This is a genomic window from Mesorhizobium sp. WSM4841, assembly GCF_055811515.1.
The window spans coordinates 121,410-137,514 of sequence record NZ_JBVVQC010000013.1; the positions used below are offsets into that span (position 1 = coordinate 121,410).

General features: G+C 63.7%; 17 protein-coding genes. 2 read left to right on the plus strand and 15 right to left on the minus strand.

Features of this window, described 5'->3' with window-relative positions; all coding sequences use genetic code 11:
• Position 1: 1 nt before the first annotated feature.
• From AC0L14_RS17615 to rpoZ, 12 genes are all read right to left on the minus strand, one after another.
• Positions 2 to 2,743, minus strand: a complete 2,742-nt coding sequence (locus tag AC0L14_RS17615; protein WP_473750209.1) for a DUF2339 domain-containing protein — start codon at positions 2,741 to 2,743, stop codon at positions 2 to 4.
• A 63-nt stretch (positions 2,744 to 2,806) separates the two neighbouring features.
• A complete protein-coding gene (locus tag AC0L14_RS17620; RefSeq protein WP_473639349.1) occupies positions 2,807 to 3,325 on the minus strand; it encodes a PaaI family thioesterase in 519 nt (172 codons plus the stop codon).
• The gene (gene recO / locus AC0L14_RS17625) at positions 3,322 to 4,098 is read right to left on the minus strand and encodes a DNA repair protein RecO (protein ID WP_473750210.1); all 777 of its coding nucleotides are present in this window, start codon (positions 4,096 to 4,098) and stop codon (positions 3,322 to 3,324) included. Before recO ends, AC0L14_RS17620 begins: the two co-directional genes overlap by 4 nt.
• A gap of 41 nt (positions 4,099 to 4,139) precedes the next feature.
• Positions 4,140 to 5,063: an aminoglycoside phosphotransferase family protein gene (locus AC0L14_RS17630; RefSeq protein WP_473486647.1), complete on the minus strand. Its 924-nt coding sequence runs from the start codon at positions 5,061 to 5,063 to the stop codon at positions 4,140 to 4,142.
• A gap of 42 nt (positions 5,064 to 5,105) precedes the next feature.
• Positions 5,106 to 6,038: a GTPase Era gene (gene era / locus AC0L14_RS17635; RefSeq protein ID WP_473486646.1), complete on the minus strand. Its 933-nt coding sequence runs from the start codon at positions 6,036 to 6,038 to the stop codon at positions 5,106 to 5,108.
• Entirely contained in the window at positions 6,035 to 6,760 is a 726-nt protein-coding gene (rnc, locus tag AC0L14_RS17640) for a ribonuclease III (RefSeq protein ID WP_095496687.1), read from the minus strand. The genes era and rnc overlap by 4 nt, the downstream gene beginning before the upstream one ends.
• Positions 6,761 to 6,764: 4 nt before the next feature.
• Positions 6,765 to 7,514, minus strand: a complete 750-nt coding sequence (lepB, locus tag AC0L14_RS17645; protein ID WP_123149901.1) for a signal peptidase I — start codon at positions 7,512 to 7,514, stop codon at positions 6,765 to 6,767.
• A 77-nt stretch (positions 7,515 to 7,591) separates the two neighbouring features.
• A complete protein-coding gene (gene acpS, locus AC0L14_RS17650; protein WP_473528067.1) occupies positions 7,592 to 8,005 on the minus strand; it encodes a holo-ACP synthase in 414 nt (137 codons plus the stop codon).
• Positions 8,006 to 8,391: 386 nt separating this feature from the next.
• Complete coding sequence (locus tag AC0L14_RS17655) at positions 8,392 to 8,772, minus strand: VOC family protein (RefSeq protein WP_123149812.1); 381 nt, start codon at positions 8,770 to 8,772, stop codon at positions 8,392 to 8,394.
• A gap of 74 nt (positions 8,773 to 8,846) precedes the next feature.
• Complete coding sequence (gene pyrE / locus AC0L14_RS17660; protein WP_123149813.1) at positions 8,847 to 9,425, minus strand: orotate phosphoribosyltransferase; 579 nt, start codon at positions 9,423 to 9,425, stop codon at positions 8,847 to 8,849.
• A 14-nt stretch (positions 9,426 to 9,439) separates the two neighbouring features.
• Positions 9,440 to 11,668, minus strand: coding sequence for a RelA/SpoT family protein (locus AC0L14_RS17665; protein WP_123149814.1), 2,229 nt, complete (start codon positions 11,666 to 11,668; stop codon positions 9,440 to 9,442).
• 111 nt (positions 11,669 to 11,779) lie between these two features.
• Complete coding sequence (gene rpoZ / locus AC0L14_RS17670; RefSeq protein WP_029354482.1) at positions 11,780 to 12,181, minus strand: DNA-directed RNA polymerase subunit omega; 402 nt, start codon at positions 12,179 to 12,181, stop codon at positions 11,780 to 11,782.
• 309 nt (positions 12,182 to 12,490) lie between these two features.
• Here rpoZ and AC0L14_RS17675 point away from each other — a divergent pair, with 309 nt between their 5' ends.
• Both AC0L14_RS17675 and AC0L14_RS17680 read left to right on the plus strand, forming a co-directional pair.
• On the plus strand, positions 12,491 to 13,072 hold the full coding sequence (locus AC0L14_RS17675; RefSeq protein ID WP_123149816.1) for a LabA-like NYN domain-containing protein: 582 nt from the start codon (positions 12,491 to 12,493) through the stop codon (positions 13,070 to 13,072).
• Complete coding sequence (locus AC0L14_RS17680) at positions 13,069 to 13,746, plus strand: uracil-DNA glycosylase (RefSeq protein WP_473486642.1); 678 nt, start codon at positions 13,069 to 13,071, stop codon at positions 13,744 to 13,746. Before AC0L14_RS17675 ends, AC0L14_RS17680 begins: the two co-directional genes overlap by 4 nt.
• On the opposite strand, the gene AC0L14_RS17685 is transcribed toward AC0L14_RS17680, so the two are convergent.
• The 3 genes from AC0L14_RS17685 to dapA form a co-directional block, all read right to left on the minus strand.
• Positions 13,715 to 14,458 carry a glycoside hydrolase family 25 protein gene (locus AC0L14_RS17685; protein WP_473750211.1) on the minus strand — a complete coding sequence of 248 codons (744 nt, stop codon included), beginning with the start codon at positions 14,456 to 14,458 and terminating at the stop codon, positions 13,715 to 13,717. The two genes, AC0L14_RS17680 and AC0L14_RS17685, sit on opposite strands and share 32 nt — an antisense overlap.
• A 16-nt stretch (positions 14,459 to 14,474) precedes the next feature.
• The gene (smpB, locus tag AC0L14_RS17690) at positions 14,475 to 14,954 is read right to left on the minus strand and encodes an SsrA-binding protein SmpB (RefSeq protein ID WP_473486640.1); all 480 of its coding nucleotides are present in this window, start codon (positions 14,952 to 14,954) and stop codon (positions 14,475 to 14,477) included.
• Positions 14,955 to 15,200: 246 nt separating this feature from the next.
• A complete protein-coding gene (gene dapA / locus AC0L14_RS17695; protein WP_473639336.1) occupies positions 15,201 to 16,082 on the minus strand; it encodes a 4-hydroxy-tetrahydrodipicolinate synthase in 882 nt (293 codons plus the stop codon).
• Positions 16,083 to 16,105 lie beyond the last annotated feature (23 nt).

Here is a 16,105-nt window from a genome sequence, read left to right on the forward strand (position 1 = left end):
ACTATCCGGCATCGGATTTGACCGTTCTTGTCAGCAGACGCTGATAGAACAGGCCGATGCCGATCAGCACCGCGCCGAGGCCGATGAAGGACAGCGCCCTCAGCACGCCTTCCAGTTCCGACATGTCGAAGAGGAAGACCTTCAACACGGCGACCGAGATCAGCGCTGCCGACGCAATGCGCAGCGCCTGCGACTTCAGCCAGACGCCGGCGGTGAGCAGCGCCACGCCGATGATCAGCCACAGCGCGGAATAGGTGTAGGTCTCGAGCTGGCCGAGGCCGCTCCAGAGGCCAATGAACTCGCCCTTGAACAGCCGCCTCACCGACAGCGTCGCATAGGCGAAGGCAAGCAGTGCCGCCGCCAGCGCCAGCATCGCGGCGTACCATTTCGGCCGCTTGTCTCTGGTATAGAGCGCGAGCCCCCCGGCAGCGACGGCCGGCAAGAGATAGGCGAGGAACAGCAGGTTGAACACCAGGATTCGCCCGGTCGATTCGTCAGTAAACAGCGGGTTCAGCGCCACAAAATGCTGGATGACGATGAAGGCGACCGAGACCACGCCCGCGGCAAGCGAACCATAGCGCAGCACCGAGCTTGGCGAGCGCATGTCGATGGCGACCAGGATGGCGCCGGCGCCGATGGCGATCAGCGTATAGATTGCCTGCTCGGCGAGCGTGATGGCACCCGTGTCGATGACGCCGCCATGCATGGCGTGGCGCACCAATATCGCAACCGTGAGCAGCGCAAAGAATGCTGCGCCAGCTTCCATGGCGAGGCGTGGCCGGCCATTTGTGGTGCGGGCAAGCTGCCAGGCGGCAAAGCCGAAGGCAAGCGCCGGCACGCCGTAGCCCGGCAGCAGCCAGTTGAATACCGGCGTCGTCGACAGGAATTCGGCGCCGACGATTGTCGGATCGAAGGCGACGCGGCCGAGCACCGCGATGACCGTACCGACCGAAATCCAGCCGAGCACCGGATAGGCGCGCCAGCGGGTGACCAGCGCCGGCACGATGGCCGCGGCACCCAGGAGGATGGTGGTCCAGCCGGACCCGAAAGCCATGTAGATCATCAGCAAGGCGGCGACTGCTGTCCCGCCAAGCGCGAAGGAGACGGCAGCACCGCCCTGTAGCGGCGGCTCTTCACCGCGCGCGATCCACTCGCCGCCGGCGGCGAAGACCACGACCAGAAGGGCTGCAACCGCCGCGTAGACAAGATCACGGTCGAGATTGCCGAAGGTGAACCAGAGCGCCAACAGAATGACCAGCGGCGCGACAGCGCCCCATGCCGCCCATGAGGCGGCGCGGATTTGTGCCGACGCGGCAAATTTGCGCGCAGCCCAGAATCCGGCGCCGATGAACATAAGTCCAAGAAAGATACCGATCCTGAGCATCAGCGTATCGGCAACTCCCGCCGGCAGACCTTCGACGTCGAGAACGCCACCTGAAAACTCTGCAGCGACGGAGGTTGGCGGAATAATGCCGAGATAGACCAGCACCGTCGCCAGCCCTGCGGCGTGCAGAAGCGCCAGCGCCAGCGGCCGGTAGAGCGCTACCGCGACCAGGGCTGCGATAAGGGCTGCTCCCGGCAGAGCATCGCCGGCAGCGTATGCCGGGTCGACGAACAGCGCCATCGCCGAAAGGCCGACGAAGAAGCCAGGTGCGATCGACGGCCAGTCGAAGCCCCTGGCGGGCTCTGCTTCGCCACCGCGACGGCCGAGCCATACGAAGGCAAGCACGGCCAGGGTCACCGCATTGATGAAGAGGATGACAGGCAGGTCGGTGCCCGGCGCATCAGTCATGTAAAGAATGGTCCAGAGGCCGGTGCCCACAAACGCTGCCGCCATCAGCAATTTCCAGTCGCGCAGGCGGGCGATGACGCCGGTGGCGGCGAGCACGATCGCCAAATAGCCGAACAGCGCCCAAGGATTCGGTGCCTGCGAGGCGACCAGCATCGGCGTCACCACCGCGCCGAGCAGGCCGATGCCGGCCAGCGCCTGGCCGTGGACGAGGGCGGCCGCGATGGTCGCCACACCGATGGCGCCGAGCAGCGTGAAAGCGAGCGCCGGCCCGATGAAGCCGTAAACGCCATGCGCGGCATAAACCGTGCCGAACAGGATGAAAGCACCGGCCGCCGTCAGGATCGCCGGAATATAGGCGCCGGCGACGCCCTGCACCGGCACCCTGAAGCCGGTGCGGCGGATGAACTCGCCGACGGCGACCAGCACCAGCCCGAGCATTGCTGCCATGCTCAGCCGCACGCCGGGACCGAAAATGCCGGCCTCGATGGTGTAACGGATCAGGAACAGGCCGCCCAGCGCCAGCGCGATGCCGCCGACCCAGACCGCCCATCGGGTACCGAGCGCCGTTTCAATGTCAGGCTTTTGCGTCGCTTTCGCCGTCGCGGCGGCCGGTTGCGCAGGTGCAGATCCAGCCGGCGCCGCTTCGCCCGCAGCCCACGGTCCGGATGCAATCTCCCCGGCTTCAACCTCTGTGGACGGCTTTTCCTCAGCCTCGCCCGCCGATGACGGGACAATTTCGGTCACGGCCGCAACTGCCGCGTCTGTTGACATGCTGTCGTTTGCGGCCTGTTCTGCCGGCTTGGCCTGCGGCGGGGCCACATGCGCGCCCGAAAGCACGAGGCTGCGCAGCGCACCAAGTTCGCGCTCCATCAGGCCGATGCGGCTCTGCTGGCGCGAGATAATGACGAACAGCGCGATGATCGCGACTAGGCCGATCAGGCTTTCGAACATGGCGGTTCCCCCAAACCAAGCCAGTAGTTACTGACAAATACGGCGGCCAGACGGCCAGCCGAGTCAGCGCGCCGCCAGATTGGCGGCCGGAAAGATCGAGCACGTTTCGGTGCCGAAAGCCAGCAGCTTGCCGTTGGCATCCTTCAGCGTCGCTTCCGAAACCGCCAATGTGCGGCCCTTGTGCACCACCCTGCCCTCGCACACCACCTCGCCGGTCTTCGGCGTGATCGGCCGTGTCAGGTTCACCTTGAACTCCGCCGTCGTATAGGCCTCGCCCTTGTCGAGCAGCGTTTGCACCGCGCAGGCAAGAGCCGAATCCAGCAGCGTCGCGGCCCAGCCGCCATGCACCCCACCCAGCGGATTGAGATAGCGCTCGTTCGGCAGGCCGCGAAACACCGCACGACCTTCGGACACTTCGGTAAGGTCGAAGCTGAGCTGGAAGGAAATCGGCGGCGCCGGATATTTGTTGTCGATGATGCGCTGGAGCAATTCCAGGCCGGTATATCTATGGATGTCGCCGTGCGGAATGGTGCCGAGGCCGAGCGGCGAGACCCGGCCGGGATAGAGTTCCACTTCGCTCATCTGGTGATTTCTCCGGCGGCGGTCTCGGCGCCAATCTCTTTGCCCGCCGCGTGGTGCTTGCGCAAGGCGGCGAGGAAGCCGGCTCGGGCACCGGGCGCCTCAATGCCGCGCGGCTCGTAGACATGGCGGGTAAAAAAGAAGCCGGTCAGCCGGAAGGCGTCCTCGATCGCCGCCGGATCGGCGCGCAGGCTGGAGCCGCGCTGCAGGAAAGCGGGGAGCACCAGCATCTTGTCGCGCCATGGCGCGCCGGCCTGGCGCGACACGGCGCGCCCGGACTTCGGCGAGACATAGGCAAGGTCTTGCCTGGCGCCGGTCGCAGCACACTGGCTGAGATCGAGGCCGAAGCCGAGTTCGTCGAGAATCAGCAATTCGAAGCGCGCCACCAGCTCGCCGGCGGCGTCCGCATCGTCTAGATGGGCGATCATCACGGCCAGCGTCTCGTAGAGGCCGTCATGGGCGTCGCGCTCGGGCAGCAGGCGCAGATGCGCAGCCATGGTCTGCAGCCCATAGATGGCGACGGCGCTGTCCATGAGCCGGGCGGCGTTCATCTCGATCGCCTCGGCCTGAAAGGTGCCAAGATGTTCGTCGAGCCGCGCCCGCCACAGCAGGTCGACGCGGTTGCCGGGCTGCAGAACCGGCTGCTGCTTGCGCGAGCGGCCGCCGAGCACAAGGCCGAGGTGGCGGCCATGCGCACGCGTCATGACCTCAAGAATGGCGCTGGTTTCGCCATGCTTGCGGGTGCCGAGAATAATTCCCTCGTCGCGCCATTCCATGAACGGAGCTTGTCACCGCTTCGGTGGCGAAATCAAGTTTTTCAGGCGCTCTGTGGGTGCCCTCCGCGGCGGTCCGCGCGGAGGTGATCGGCAAGCACTTCATTGATCACGCGTCGCGACTTTTCAACTTCGACTGGATTGATGTCTATATGGCCGGCGATCGTGATCAGCGCTTTCCATAGCGTCCAACCACGGCCCCGTGCCCAGGTTGCCTCATCGGCATGAAGAACCGCGCGAAACACCTCTCGGCTTTTCCCTTCGAGGAGCGCCCACGCAATCGCCAAGTCGCACGAGGGATCGCCCACGCCGGAAGTCCCGAAGTCGATCACGGCGCTCAAAGCGCCTTGCCTGACCAACAGGTTTCCCCAACTGACGTCACCGTGGAACCAGACGGGCGCACCATGCCATGTCGCGGCAAGCGCTGCTTCCCACACCGCGCTCGCAGCGCCAGTGTCGATCTTGCCGTCGAGGGCCGCAATTGCCTGCCGGGTCTCGCCGTCATAGACGCTCAGTGGTCCGCCGCGAAAAAAATTGTGCTGCCCTGGCGCCGGTCCACCGGCGGGATCGATCCGTTGCAAGGCGACCAGGAATTGGGCCAGGCCGGCCGCGAATTGCGGCAGGCTGGCAATACGCTCCAGCGTCGCCGTCTCGCCTTCGATCCAGCGGTAGACGGACCAATGCCAGGGATAGCCGTCGGCCGGGGCTCCCATCGCCAGCGGGACCGGGACAGGCAGCGGCAGCAGAGGCGCAAGCCTTGGCAGCCAGCGATGTTCCTTTTCCACTTGCAAGGCATAGGCCGCCGCACTCGGCAGTCTCACCAGCATATGGTCTCCGAGATGAAAGGTCCTGTTGTCCCATCCGCATGATGAAACCGGCCGGACAGCAAGATCCTTCCATCGGGGAAATTGCGTGGCGACCAACCGGCTCACGAGGGCTGTGTCGATAGTAACTTCGTGTTTGAGCATGATCTTTGCCGAAAACCGGCTCCCACTTTTCGGGAACATGCTCTAATGCGGAAACTCCAGCCCCATCTCGCGATAGCGCTCGGGGTCGTCGCCCCAGTTCTCGCGCACCTTGACGAACAGGAAAAGATGCACTTTCTGTTCGAGGATACCTGATATCTCCATGCGTGCCGCCTGGCCTATGGCACGGATCGTCTCGCCCTTGTGGCCGAGCACGATCTTCTTCTGGCTGTCGCGCTGGACATAGATGGTCTGGTCGATGCGCACCGAGCCGTCCTTCTTCTCTTCCCATTTCTCCGTCTCGATATGGGAGGAATAGGGCAGTTCCTGATGCAGCCTGAGATAGAGCTTTTCGCGAGTGATCTCCGCCGCCAGCTGACGCATCGGCAGGTCGGAGATCTGGTCCTCCGGGTAATACCAGGGGCCGGCAGGCAGGGTTTCGGCCAGATAGTCGAGCAGGTCCTTGCAACCCGACCCGGTTAGCGCCGAGACCATGAAGGTGCGCTTGAAGGGCACCCTTTCATTCGCTGCCGCGGACAGCGCCAGCAGCGCCTCGGGCTTGACCCGGTCGACCTTGTTGAGGATCAGCACCATCGGCTGGCGGACATCCTTCAGCCGTTCGAGGATCGCGTCAGCGTCGCCCCTGATGCCGCGCTCGGCGTCGATCAGCAACAGCACGATGTCGGCGTCCTTGGCGCCGCCCCAGGCGGTCGTCACCATCGCCGTGTCCAACCGCCGCTTCGGCTTGAAGATGCCCGGCGTGTCGACGAAGACGATCTGTGCGTTACTGTGGATGGCGATGCCGCGCACGATGGCGCGCGTCGTCTGCACCTTGTGGGTGACGATCGACACCTTGGCGCCGACCAGTTGGTTTACCAGCGTCGATTTCCCCGCATTGGGCGCGCCGATCAGCGCAACGAAGCCAGAATGCGTGGTGGCGGCTTCTGTTGCCGGCGGGACGTCTTCGGTGGCGGTCATGCCGCGCTCCCCTTATTTAGCCAGACGCCTTCGCGCAACAGCAGTGCAGTAGCGGCGGCTTGCTCGGCCTCGCGCTTGGAGCGCCCGCTGCCGGTCGCCGGCGGATAGGCGCCGACCTTGACGCTGACAGTGAATAGCGGATCGTGGTCCGGTCCCTCGCGGCTGTCAATTATGTAGACCGGGACGGCGCCTGCCGCCTGATGCGCCCATTCCTGCAGTTCGGTCTTGGCATCGCGGCGGGCGGCACCGATGGCCTGCGAGCGCGGCCGCCAGTATTTGTGGATGAAGGCGCGGGCCGCCTCCAGCCCGCCGTCGAGATAGAGCACGGCGATCAGCGATTCCAGCGCATCAGCCCGCAGATTGACGCGTTTGCGCCCGTCCAGGCCGCGTACGTCCGAGCCGGCACGGATCAACTCCGGCAGGCCGATCTCCTCGGCGATGTCCGCCAGCACCTCGGCATTGACCAGCGCGTTGAGCCGGAGCGACAGCTCACCTTCGGCAGCGTCAGGATACGCCGCCAGCAGCATGTCGGCGACGACCAGGCCGAGGACGCGGTCGCCCAGGAATTCGAAACGCTCATAGTCGATGCCGGCATGGCTGCTGCGGGCGCTGGCATGGGTCAGCGCGCGCTGCAAGCGCTGGCGGTCGGCAAAGGCGTGGCCGGTGCGCTCCATGAGCGCTTCGGCGAGCGCGTCGACGGTCAGCCGTTTTGTTGCCGCCATGACCCTAATTGACGAAATGGAGCAGGCGCGACGCGCGCATCAGCGACGGCCATTTCCAGATTTCGAGCGGGCTGGCGCTGCCACCGATCGAGAAGAAGATGAGATTGGCGCGGCCAACCAGGTTGTCGTCGGGCACGAAACCGACGGTGAAGCGGCTGTCCGAGGAATTGTCTCTGTTATCGCCCATCATGAAATAGTGCCCGGGCGGCACGTCGAATTCCTTGGTGTTGTCACCGATCGAGTTGGGTATCAGGTCGAGCGTGTCATAGCTGACGCCATTCGGCAATGTCTCGCGATAGACGTCGACCGGCCCGCTCTCCTCGGTGATGTCGCGATTGTCGATCTGCCCGACCTTCTGGCGTGGCACGCCGACGCCGTTGATGAAGAGCTGGCCGTCCTTGACCTGGATCTTGTCGCCCGGCAGGCCGACGACGCGCTTGATGTAGTCGACGGAGGGGTCCGGCGGGAACTTGAACACCGCCACGTCGCCGCGCTTCGGCTCGGCGCCCCAGATGCGGCCCGAAAAGAGGTCCGGCCCGAACGGCAGGGAATAGCGGGAGAAGCCATACGACCATTTGGTGACGAAGAGATAGTCGCCTTCGAGCAAGGTCGGCCGCATCGACCCGGACGGGATAGAGAATGGCTGAAAAAGCAGCGTGCGGATGACCAGAGCGAGCAACAGCGCCTGGACGATGACGCTGACGGTTTCGCCAAGCCCGCCGGATTTCTTCTGGGATTTTTCAGCCACGCTCATGTCGTCCTCGATTATGCGTTGGTTGGTATAGAGTCTCGGCGTGCGCTGGGCAACGTCATGCCGGTGGTCAGATGCAATCAATATGGCGCTTCTTCGACGGGCAACGCCTCGATGATCACAAAGGCTTGAGCAAGCGGAAAATCGTCGGTGATGGTGAGGTGGATCGCCGCCCTGTGCCCGTCAGGCAGGATTTTGTCCAGCTGCGCCGCCGCTCCGCCGGTCAACGCCATGGTCGGCTGGCCGCTGGCCAGGTTGACGACGCCCATGTCGCGCCAGAACACCCCTTGCGCCATACCGGTGCCCAGCGCCTTGGCGCAGGCCTCCTTGGCAGCGAAGCGCTTCGCATAGGAAGCGACGCGGGCGCCGCGGTTTTCGGAGCGGGCCTGTTCAACCTCGGTATAGATGCGCTGGATGAAGCGCTTGCCATGGCGCTCCAGCGATTTTTCGATGCGTCTGATATCGATCAGGTCGCTGCCGATACCAATGATCATTCGGCGGGAACTTCCCGTCTGGCGATTCCGGCTCTGTCCGCCAGGCGCAGCGAGCGCGAGAACGAGCGGCATCGCCATAGATAGGTACGCACCCGCTCGAGAAAACCTTCAGGCTTGCGGCGTCGAAAAAGCACTCTGTTCCTGTCCTGATATCCAAAGCTGCCGCTCCGACCATCCCGGGCCGGGCACGACAGCTACACTTTGCGGCCGTCGAAAGGCAACAACGACCTTGATATAGCGATACGCTGGCCGCAGAACAACCGTAGCTACATGCCGTCCGCTTGCTGTCGCCTGCGGGGCCGGCGTTTCGCCACTCCGGACACAGTATAATCGCGGCGGATTTGAGGAGGCGAGTCGCCGCAGAAATCGGCAGCAACTCCAGCTATCTACGGCCCATACTCGCTGACCTCGACGAGATTGCCGTCCGGGTCGCGGAAATAGACCGACATCATCGGGCCACGGGCGCCGATCCGCTCGACCGGCCCGACTTCGACGGCAACGCCGTTGGCCGCCAGGCTGGCGCATATCTCCGAGAGCGGACGGCCGGCGACCAGGCAGAAATCCGCGGAGCCCGGAGTCGGCGCCTTGGCCTTGGGCTCGAAGGTGCGCCCGACCTCATGCACATTGACCTTTTGCGTTCCAAACAGCAGCGCCGTCGGCCGGTTCGGCTCGTCGAGGCGCCTGAAACCAAGCACGCGCTGATAGAAGGCGCAGGTGTCTTCGACGGAGCGAACCGTCAGTACGAAATGATCGATGCCTGCAATCACGGCAGCGCCTCAGTTAACGTTGTTCTATGCATGTCATTGTCCCAAAACCGCTGCGCACTTTTGGGCGACATGCATCAGATATTGCGGCTGCCCGGCTTGACGGCCGGTATGGCGGCGAGCTCGGGCGGCAGCCTGTCGACCGGGTAGGCCGGAACCTCGTACTCGGCGAGCGCGATCAGCGGCACGCCGACATCCGTCTTGCCGGCCGAGCGGTCGATGATGCAGGCAGCGGCAACGACCTCGGCGCCAAGCGCGCGCAGGCAGTCGACGGTCTCGCGGATCGACAGGCCGGTGGTGACGATGTCCTCGACGATGACGACGCGCGAACCCTTGGCGATCTCGAAGCGGCGGAGCCTGAACTCGCCCCCTTCCCGCTCGACCCAGATCGCCGGTGCGCCAAGATGGCGCGAGGTTTCGTAGGCCGGGATCAGCCCGCCGATCGCCGGGCCGACGACGTAATCGATCCTGCCGGACACAGCAGCGCGGATCTTTTCGGCCAGCGCCTTGCACAGGCGCTCGGTCTTGTCGGCATGCATGAAGACCCGCGCCTTCTGCAGGAAGACCGGGCTTCGCAAGCCCGACGTCAGGATGAAATGCCCTTCGAGAACGGCACCGGCTTCACGGAAAATGCCCAGCACTTCGTCGGTGTTCATTGTTCGCTCCCTATTCACCCGTTCACGCGCCGCGCATCGCTGACGCTCGAATTGTCCTTGAGCTGCGACAGCAGCCGGTTCAGGTGCTTCAGGTCCCAGACTTCGAGATCGATCAGCATTTCGGTGAAATCGGGCGCGGTGCGCACCATCGACAACGTATGGATGTTCGCGTCGTTGGATGCAACGACCTGCGCGATGTCGGCCAGCGAGCCCGGCGCGTTGATGGCGGTGACCGAGACTCGCGCCGGAAATCGTTCCTTGGTGCGCTCGTCTATGTCCCAGCGCACGTCGATCCAGCGTTCGGGCTGGTCATCGAAGGCCTGCAGCGCCGGCGACTGGATCGGATAGATGGTGATGCCAGTTCCCGGCTGCACGATGCCGACGATGCGGTCGCCGGGCACGGCACCTTCCGGCGCGAAGCGCACCGGCAGGTCGCCGCGGACGCCGCGGATCGGCACGGCGCCGTCCTTTGGCTGGTCCTTGTCCTTGCGTGCGGCGCGGCCCGGAATCTGGAACAGCATGCCGGCGGCGTTGCGGATCTTCGACCAGCCCTCTTCGCGCTGCTTGGGCGCAACCAGCGTGACGCGCTCGTCCTTGTAGTCGGGAAACACCGCCTTCATCACGTCGGTGGAGGCAAGTTCGCCGCGTCCGACCGAAGCCAGCACGTCCTCGATGTCCTTGCGCGCCAGCCGGTGCAGTACCGACTTCAGGCTTTCCTTGGTGAAGGTCTTGCCGGACCGCTCGAACGCACGCTCCAGAATACGAACGCCGAGACCCGAATACTGCTTGCGGATGGCGGCCTTGGTGGCGCGACGGATTGCCGAACGCGCCTTGCCGGTGACGACGACCGATTCCCACGCCGCCGGCGGCACCTGCGCCTTGGAGCGGATGATCTCGACCTCGTCGCCATTCTTCAGCTCGGTCATCAGCGGCATGATGCGACCGTTGACCTTGGCGCCGACGCAGGTGTCGCCGACATCGGTGTGCACGGCGTAGGCGAAGTCGATCGGCGTGGCGCCGCGCGGCAGCGCGATCAGCATGCCCTTGGGCGTGAAGCAGAATACCTGGTCCTGGAACAGTTCCAGCTTGGTGTTTTCGAGGAAGTCCTCGGGATTGTCGCCTTCGGCAAGCTGCTCGATGGTGCGCCGCAGCCAGGCATAGGCGTTGGTTTCCTTCGAGATCGCATGGGCAGTGCCGTTCACCTTGCCGCCGCTGTCCTTGTAGATCGAATGCGCGGCAACGCCATATTCGGCAATCTTGTTCATCTGATAGGTGCGGATCTGCAGCTCGACGCGCTGGCGCGACGGTCCGACGATGGTGGTGTGGATCGAACGGTAGTCGTTCTGCTTCGGCGTCGAGATGTAGTCCTTGAAGCGGCCCGGCACCATCGACCATGTCGTATGGATGGCGCCGAGCGCCCGGTAGCAGTCCTCGACGGTGTCGACGACGACGCGAAAGCCGAAAATGTCGGACAGCTGCTCGAAGGACAGCGCCTTGGCCTCCATCTTGCGGAACACCGACCACGGCTTCTTCTGGCGGCTCTTGACCTCGGCCTTGATCGCATATTTGTCGAACAGCGTGGACAGCGCCATCTCGATCTCGGACAGCACGCCCTTGTTGCGCTCGAAGATTTCGGCGAGCCGCGCGGTGACGGCGCGATAGGCTTCCGGATTGATGAAGCGGAAGGCGATCTCCTCAAGCTCCTCGCGCATGCCTTGCATGCCCATGCGCCCGGCCAGCGGCGCATAGATATCCATCGTCTCCTCGGCGATGCGCAGGCGCTTGGCCTCGGGCACATGGTCGAGAGTGCGCATGTTGTGCAGGCGGTCTGCAAGTTTGACCAGCAGCACGCGAACGTCTTCCGAGATCGCCAGCAAGAGCTTGCGCAGGTTTTCAGCCTGCTCGGCCTTCTTGGAGACGAGGTCGAGTTTCTTCAGCTTGGTCAGGCCTTCAACCAGCTTGCCCATTTCCGGACCGAACAGCTCGTCGATCTCGGCCCTGGTCGCCGTGGTGTCCTCGATCGTGTCATGCAGCAGGGCAACCGCGATGGTCGCCTCGTCCATGTGCATTTCGGTGAGGATGGCGGCGACTTCGAGCGGATGCGAGAAATAGGGATCGCCGGAGGCGCGCTTCTGGTGACCATGCTTCTGCATGGCGTAGACATAGGCCTTGTTGAGCAGCGCCTCGTTGACGTCAGGCTTGTAGCGCTGGACGCGCTCGACAAGCTCATACTGACGCATCATGGGCGGGATCTCGCAAGGCTGAAATGAATCATGCGCCGCACTGGCGTACGGCGCATGTCATAGATAACCACGAAACCGCCGACGCGAAAGTGTCGGCAGCCGCGGCGAAGATCAATAATCGTCGCTTTTTTCCGGCGGCACCAGACCTTCGATGCCGGCCAGGAGATCTTCCTCGGTCATGCGGTCGAAGGTGATGTTGTCCTCAGTATCGTCGGCATCGGTTGCCGCGGCGGCGGTACCGGTCTGGTCGGCGATCGCCTCGCCATCGGCTTCCGGCTCGTCGACCTCGACATGCTTCTGCAGCGAGTGGATCAGATCTTCCTTGAGGTCGTCGGGCGACAATGTCTCCTCGGCGATCTCGCGCAGCGCGATGACCGGATTCTTGTCGTTGTCGCGAGGAACAGTGATCTGCGCGCCTTGGCTGATCTGACGGGCGCGGTGGCCGGCCAGAAGCACGAGCTCGAAGCGGTTGTCGACCTTGTCGATGCAATCTTCAACGGTTACGCGGGCCATGAGCTGCCCCTTTCATGCCTGGATTTGATGGAAAACAGGCGCGGTCCATAACCCGAACGCCGCCAAAATACAAGCTTTTTGGCAATGCCAAGATCGGGGCCAGGGCCGGGGCCGGGGCCAAGGCCGTCTGGGCGCGCGCCGCCTGCGACGATACGGCACCGATCACAATTGCTTGCTTGCAGCATCATACCCTTGGATTGCCGTAAAACCGGCGCTATCTCGAATGACGAAGGTCAGCCGGTTATTTCAAGCCGACCGATAGTCACGCGCATTTAGACGACCGCTTTTTTTCGAAAAGGAATATTTTCCATGTTCGACCCTCGCGAAAAAATCGCCCTTTTCATCGACGGTGCCAATCTTTACGCCACGTCGCGCGCGCTCGGCTTCGATATCGACTACCGCAGGCTTTTGTCGAGCTTCCAGAAGCGCGGCTATCTGCTGCGTGCTTACTACTACACCGCGCTCGTCGAGGATCAGGAATACTCCTCGATCCGGCCGCTGATCGACTGGCTCGACTACAACGGCTTCAAGGTGGTGACCAAACCGGCCAAGGAGTTCACCGACTCGACCGGCCGCCGCAAGATCAAGGGCAATATGGACATCGAGTTGACCGTCGATGCGCTGGAACTCGCCGATGTCGTCGATCACTATGTCATCTTTTCCGGCGACGGCGATTTCCGCACGCTGGTCGAGGCGCTGCAGCGGCGCGGGCGCAAGGTTTCGATCGTCTCCACCATGGCTTCGCAGCCGCCGATGATTTCCGACGATCTGCGCCGCCAGGCCGACCATTTCATCGACCTGATGACGCTGAAGAGCGAGGTCGGCCGCGATCCGTCCGAGCGGCCGGTGCGCCGGCCCGAGCCGGCCGAAGTCGACGAGGACGATTATTGACGGCGGCGGTCTTGACCGCTCCCCTGGTCGCATCCCCCGAGCCGGATCGCGACTGCCCGCTCTGCCCGCGGCTGCATGATTTTAGAGCGCAATGGCGGCAGCGCGAGCCGTCCTGGTTCAATGCGCCGGTGCCGACCTTCATGGCGCCCGAGGGCGAGGATACGGTGCGGCTGCTGATCGTCGGGCTGGCGCCGGGCCTGCGTGGGGCGAACCGCACCGGACGCCCCTTCACCGGCGACTATGCCGGCGACCTGCTCTACAACACGCTGATCGCACACGGCTTTGCGCGCGGCCAATTCAAGGCGCGGCCCGATGACGGGCTGGAGCTTGTCGGCACGGCGATCACCAATGCGGTGCGCTGCGTGCCACCGGACAACAAGCCGGTCGGCGCCGAGATTGCCACCTGCCGGAGGTTCCTGGTGCCGACGATCGCGCGGTTTAAAAACCTGCGCGCCGTGCTGGCGCTGGGCTCGATCGCGCACCAGTCGACTGTGCGGGCGCTCGGCCAGCGTGTTGCCGCCTACCCTTTCAGGCATGGCGGACAGCAGCAAACCAATGGCATCACGCTGTTTTCCAGCTATCACTGCTCGCGCTACAACACCAACACGGGCGTGCTGACGGAAGCGATGTTCGTCAACGTGTTCAGGGAGATAGCGGCGCTTCTCGAGAGATAGATTCGGGCGGCGGCGCAAACAGCTCGGCCAATTTCTCCTGCCCGCCCTGAAGGACATTCAGATCGACATCGCCAGTGATGCCGTCGACGCGACCCCTGTCGTGGTACTGCCAGTAGATCCACTCGTCATGACCTGGCTGTAGCGCCAGCGAACGAACCCAGTGCGGGCGGCCGACAATCTGCCCGGCATAGGCCCGCGCCGCGTCGTCGGTCACGTAAAGGATCGCCGTTTTGCCGAAGGCTGCTTCGACAGGACCAAGGAAAGCGGAGAGTTCGACATTCAATTCTTCGGGCGATGGCCGCCGCGGACAATTGCCGACGAATTCGATATCCACCACCGGCGGCAGCAGCGGTTGACCGCGCGGCACGACGGAGATGAAATTCTTCGCCTGATCGGCGCCAGGCCTGCAGAAGGTGAAGAAATGATAGGCACCGACCGCCAGACCGGCCGCACGGGCCTCACGTAGATTGGCGGCGAAGGCGTCATCAATATAGTCGCCGCCTTCGGTTGCCTTGATGACGGCGAAGGCGACATCATCGGCGGCAACACGCCGCCAGTCGATCTGCCGCTGATGATGGGAAACGTCGATGCCCCTGACCGGATATTTGCCGCGGTCCGGAGAAAACGGATGGAAATAGACATAGCCGCCGACCGCGACGAGGCACGCCAGGATCAGGCTGGCCGCACCCCAAAAGACGATCCGGTTCTTCAAAAGAGTGGCTCCCAGCCTACCCACGCTCCTTCAGCAGCCGGCCCTTCTCGCGCGACCAGTCGCGCTGCTTTTCGGTTTCGCGCTTGTCGTGCAATTTCTTGCCGCGGCCGACGGCGAGTAAAAGCTTCGCCCGGCCCTGGTCGTTGAAATAGATTTTTAGCGGCACCAGCGTCATGCCTTCACGATCGACGCTCTGCGCCAGCCTGGCCATCTCGCGCTTGTTGAGCAGGAGTTTGCGGCGCCGGCGCGGCTCGTGGTTGAAGCGGTTGGCCTGCAGATATTCCGGCAGATAGGAGTTGATCAGCCAGATCTCGCCGCCCTCGACCGAGGCGTAACTGTCCTGGATGTTGGCCTGGCCCTGGCGCAGCGACTTCACCTCGGTGCCGGTCAGCACCAGGCCGGCCTCGATCGTGTCGAGCACCTCATAGGAAAACCGCGCCTTGCGGTTTTCCGCAACGGTCTTGTTGTTGGGGTCGGCTTTTCTGACTTGATTCATGACGCCTAGAGTCCGTTTCGAAACTCGCTCCTGCGAGTCAGATGATGGTGGCACTAGAGCGCCGCGCGTTTTTCAAACGCGCAAAGGGCGCTCTAAAAGTCTGACTTTGCGCATGGTCCTTTCCGAAAGCGAACGCTTTCGGGGCCATGCGCGAACCGGAGCGGAGCGTACATATAGTACGTGAGCACCGGAAGCGCAGGTGACGCCTTCAGATGGCCGCAGGAGTAGAGTTTCCAAACGGGCTCGCTAATTAATCAAGCCGGCGTGCTTCATCGCCGCATCGATCTTCTCGGCGGTCGACTGCTCGACGGTGACCAGCGGCGAACGCAGCACGTTCTCGACCTTGCCCAGCTTCGATAGCGCATATTTCGCGCCGGACACGCCAGGTTCCAGGAAAATCGCCTTGTGCAGCGGCAGCAGGCGGTCCTGCAAGTCCAGCGCCTTGGCGTTCTCGCCGGAAAGCGTCGCCTCCTGGAATTCGGCGCACAGCCGCGGCGCGACATTCGCCGTCACCGAGATGCAGCCGACGCCGCCATGGGCGTTGAAACCGAGCGCCGAGGCATCCTCGCCGGAAAGCTGGATGAAATCCTTGCCGCAGGTGGCACGCTGCTCGGAAACCCGCTCGACCTTGCCGGTGGCGTCCTTGACGCCGATGATGTTCTTGAAGTCGTGCACCAGCTGGCCCATCGTCTCGGGCATCATGTCGATCACCGAGCGCGGCGGAATATTGTAGATGATGATCGGCAGGCTGGTCGCCTTGGCGACCGCGGCGAAATGCGCGTAGAGGCCGCGCTGCGTCGGCCTGTTGTAGTAAGGCGTGACGACGAGTGCCGCGTCGGCGCCTGCCTTCTCGGCATACTGGACCAGGCCGACCGCCTCTTCGGTGTTGTTGGAGCCGGCGCCGGCGACGACCGGAACGCGGCCCTTGGCTACCTCGATACAGACCTTGACGACTTGGCGGTGCTCGTCATGCGACAGCGTCGGCGACTCGCCGGTGGTGCCGACCGGAACCACGCCCGTCGTGCCTTCAGCGATCTGCCAGGCGATGAAGGCGCGAAAGGCTTTCTCGTCGAAACGGCCGCTCTTTTCGAACGGTGTCACGAGCGCGGTAAGCGAGCCTCTCAGCATGTCGTCCAACTCCTTGGGACTAG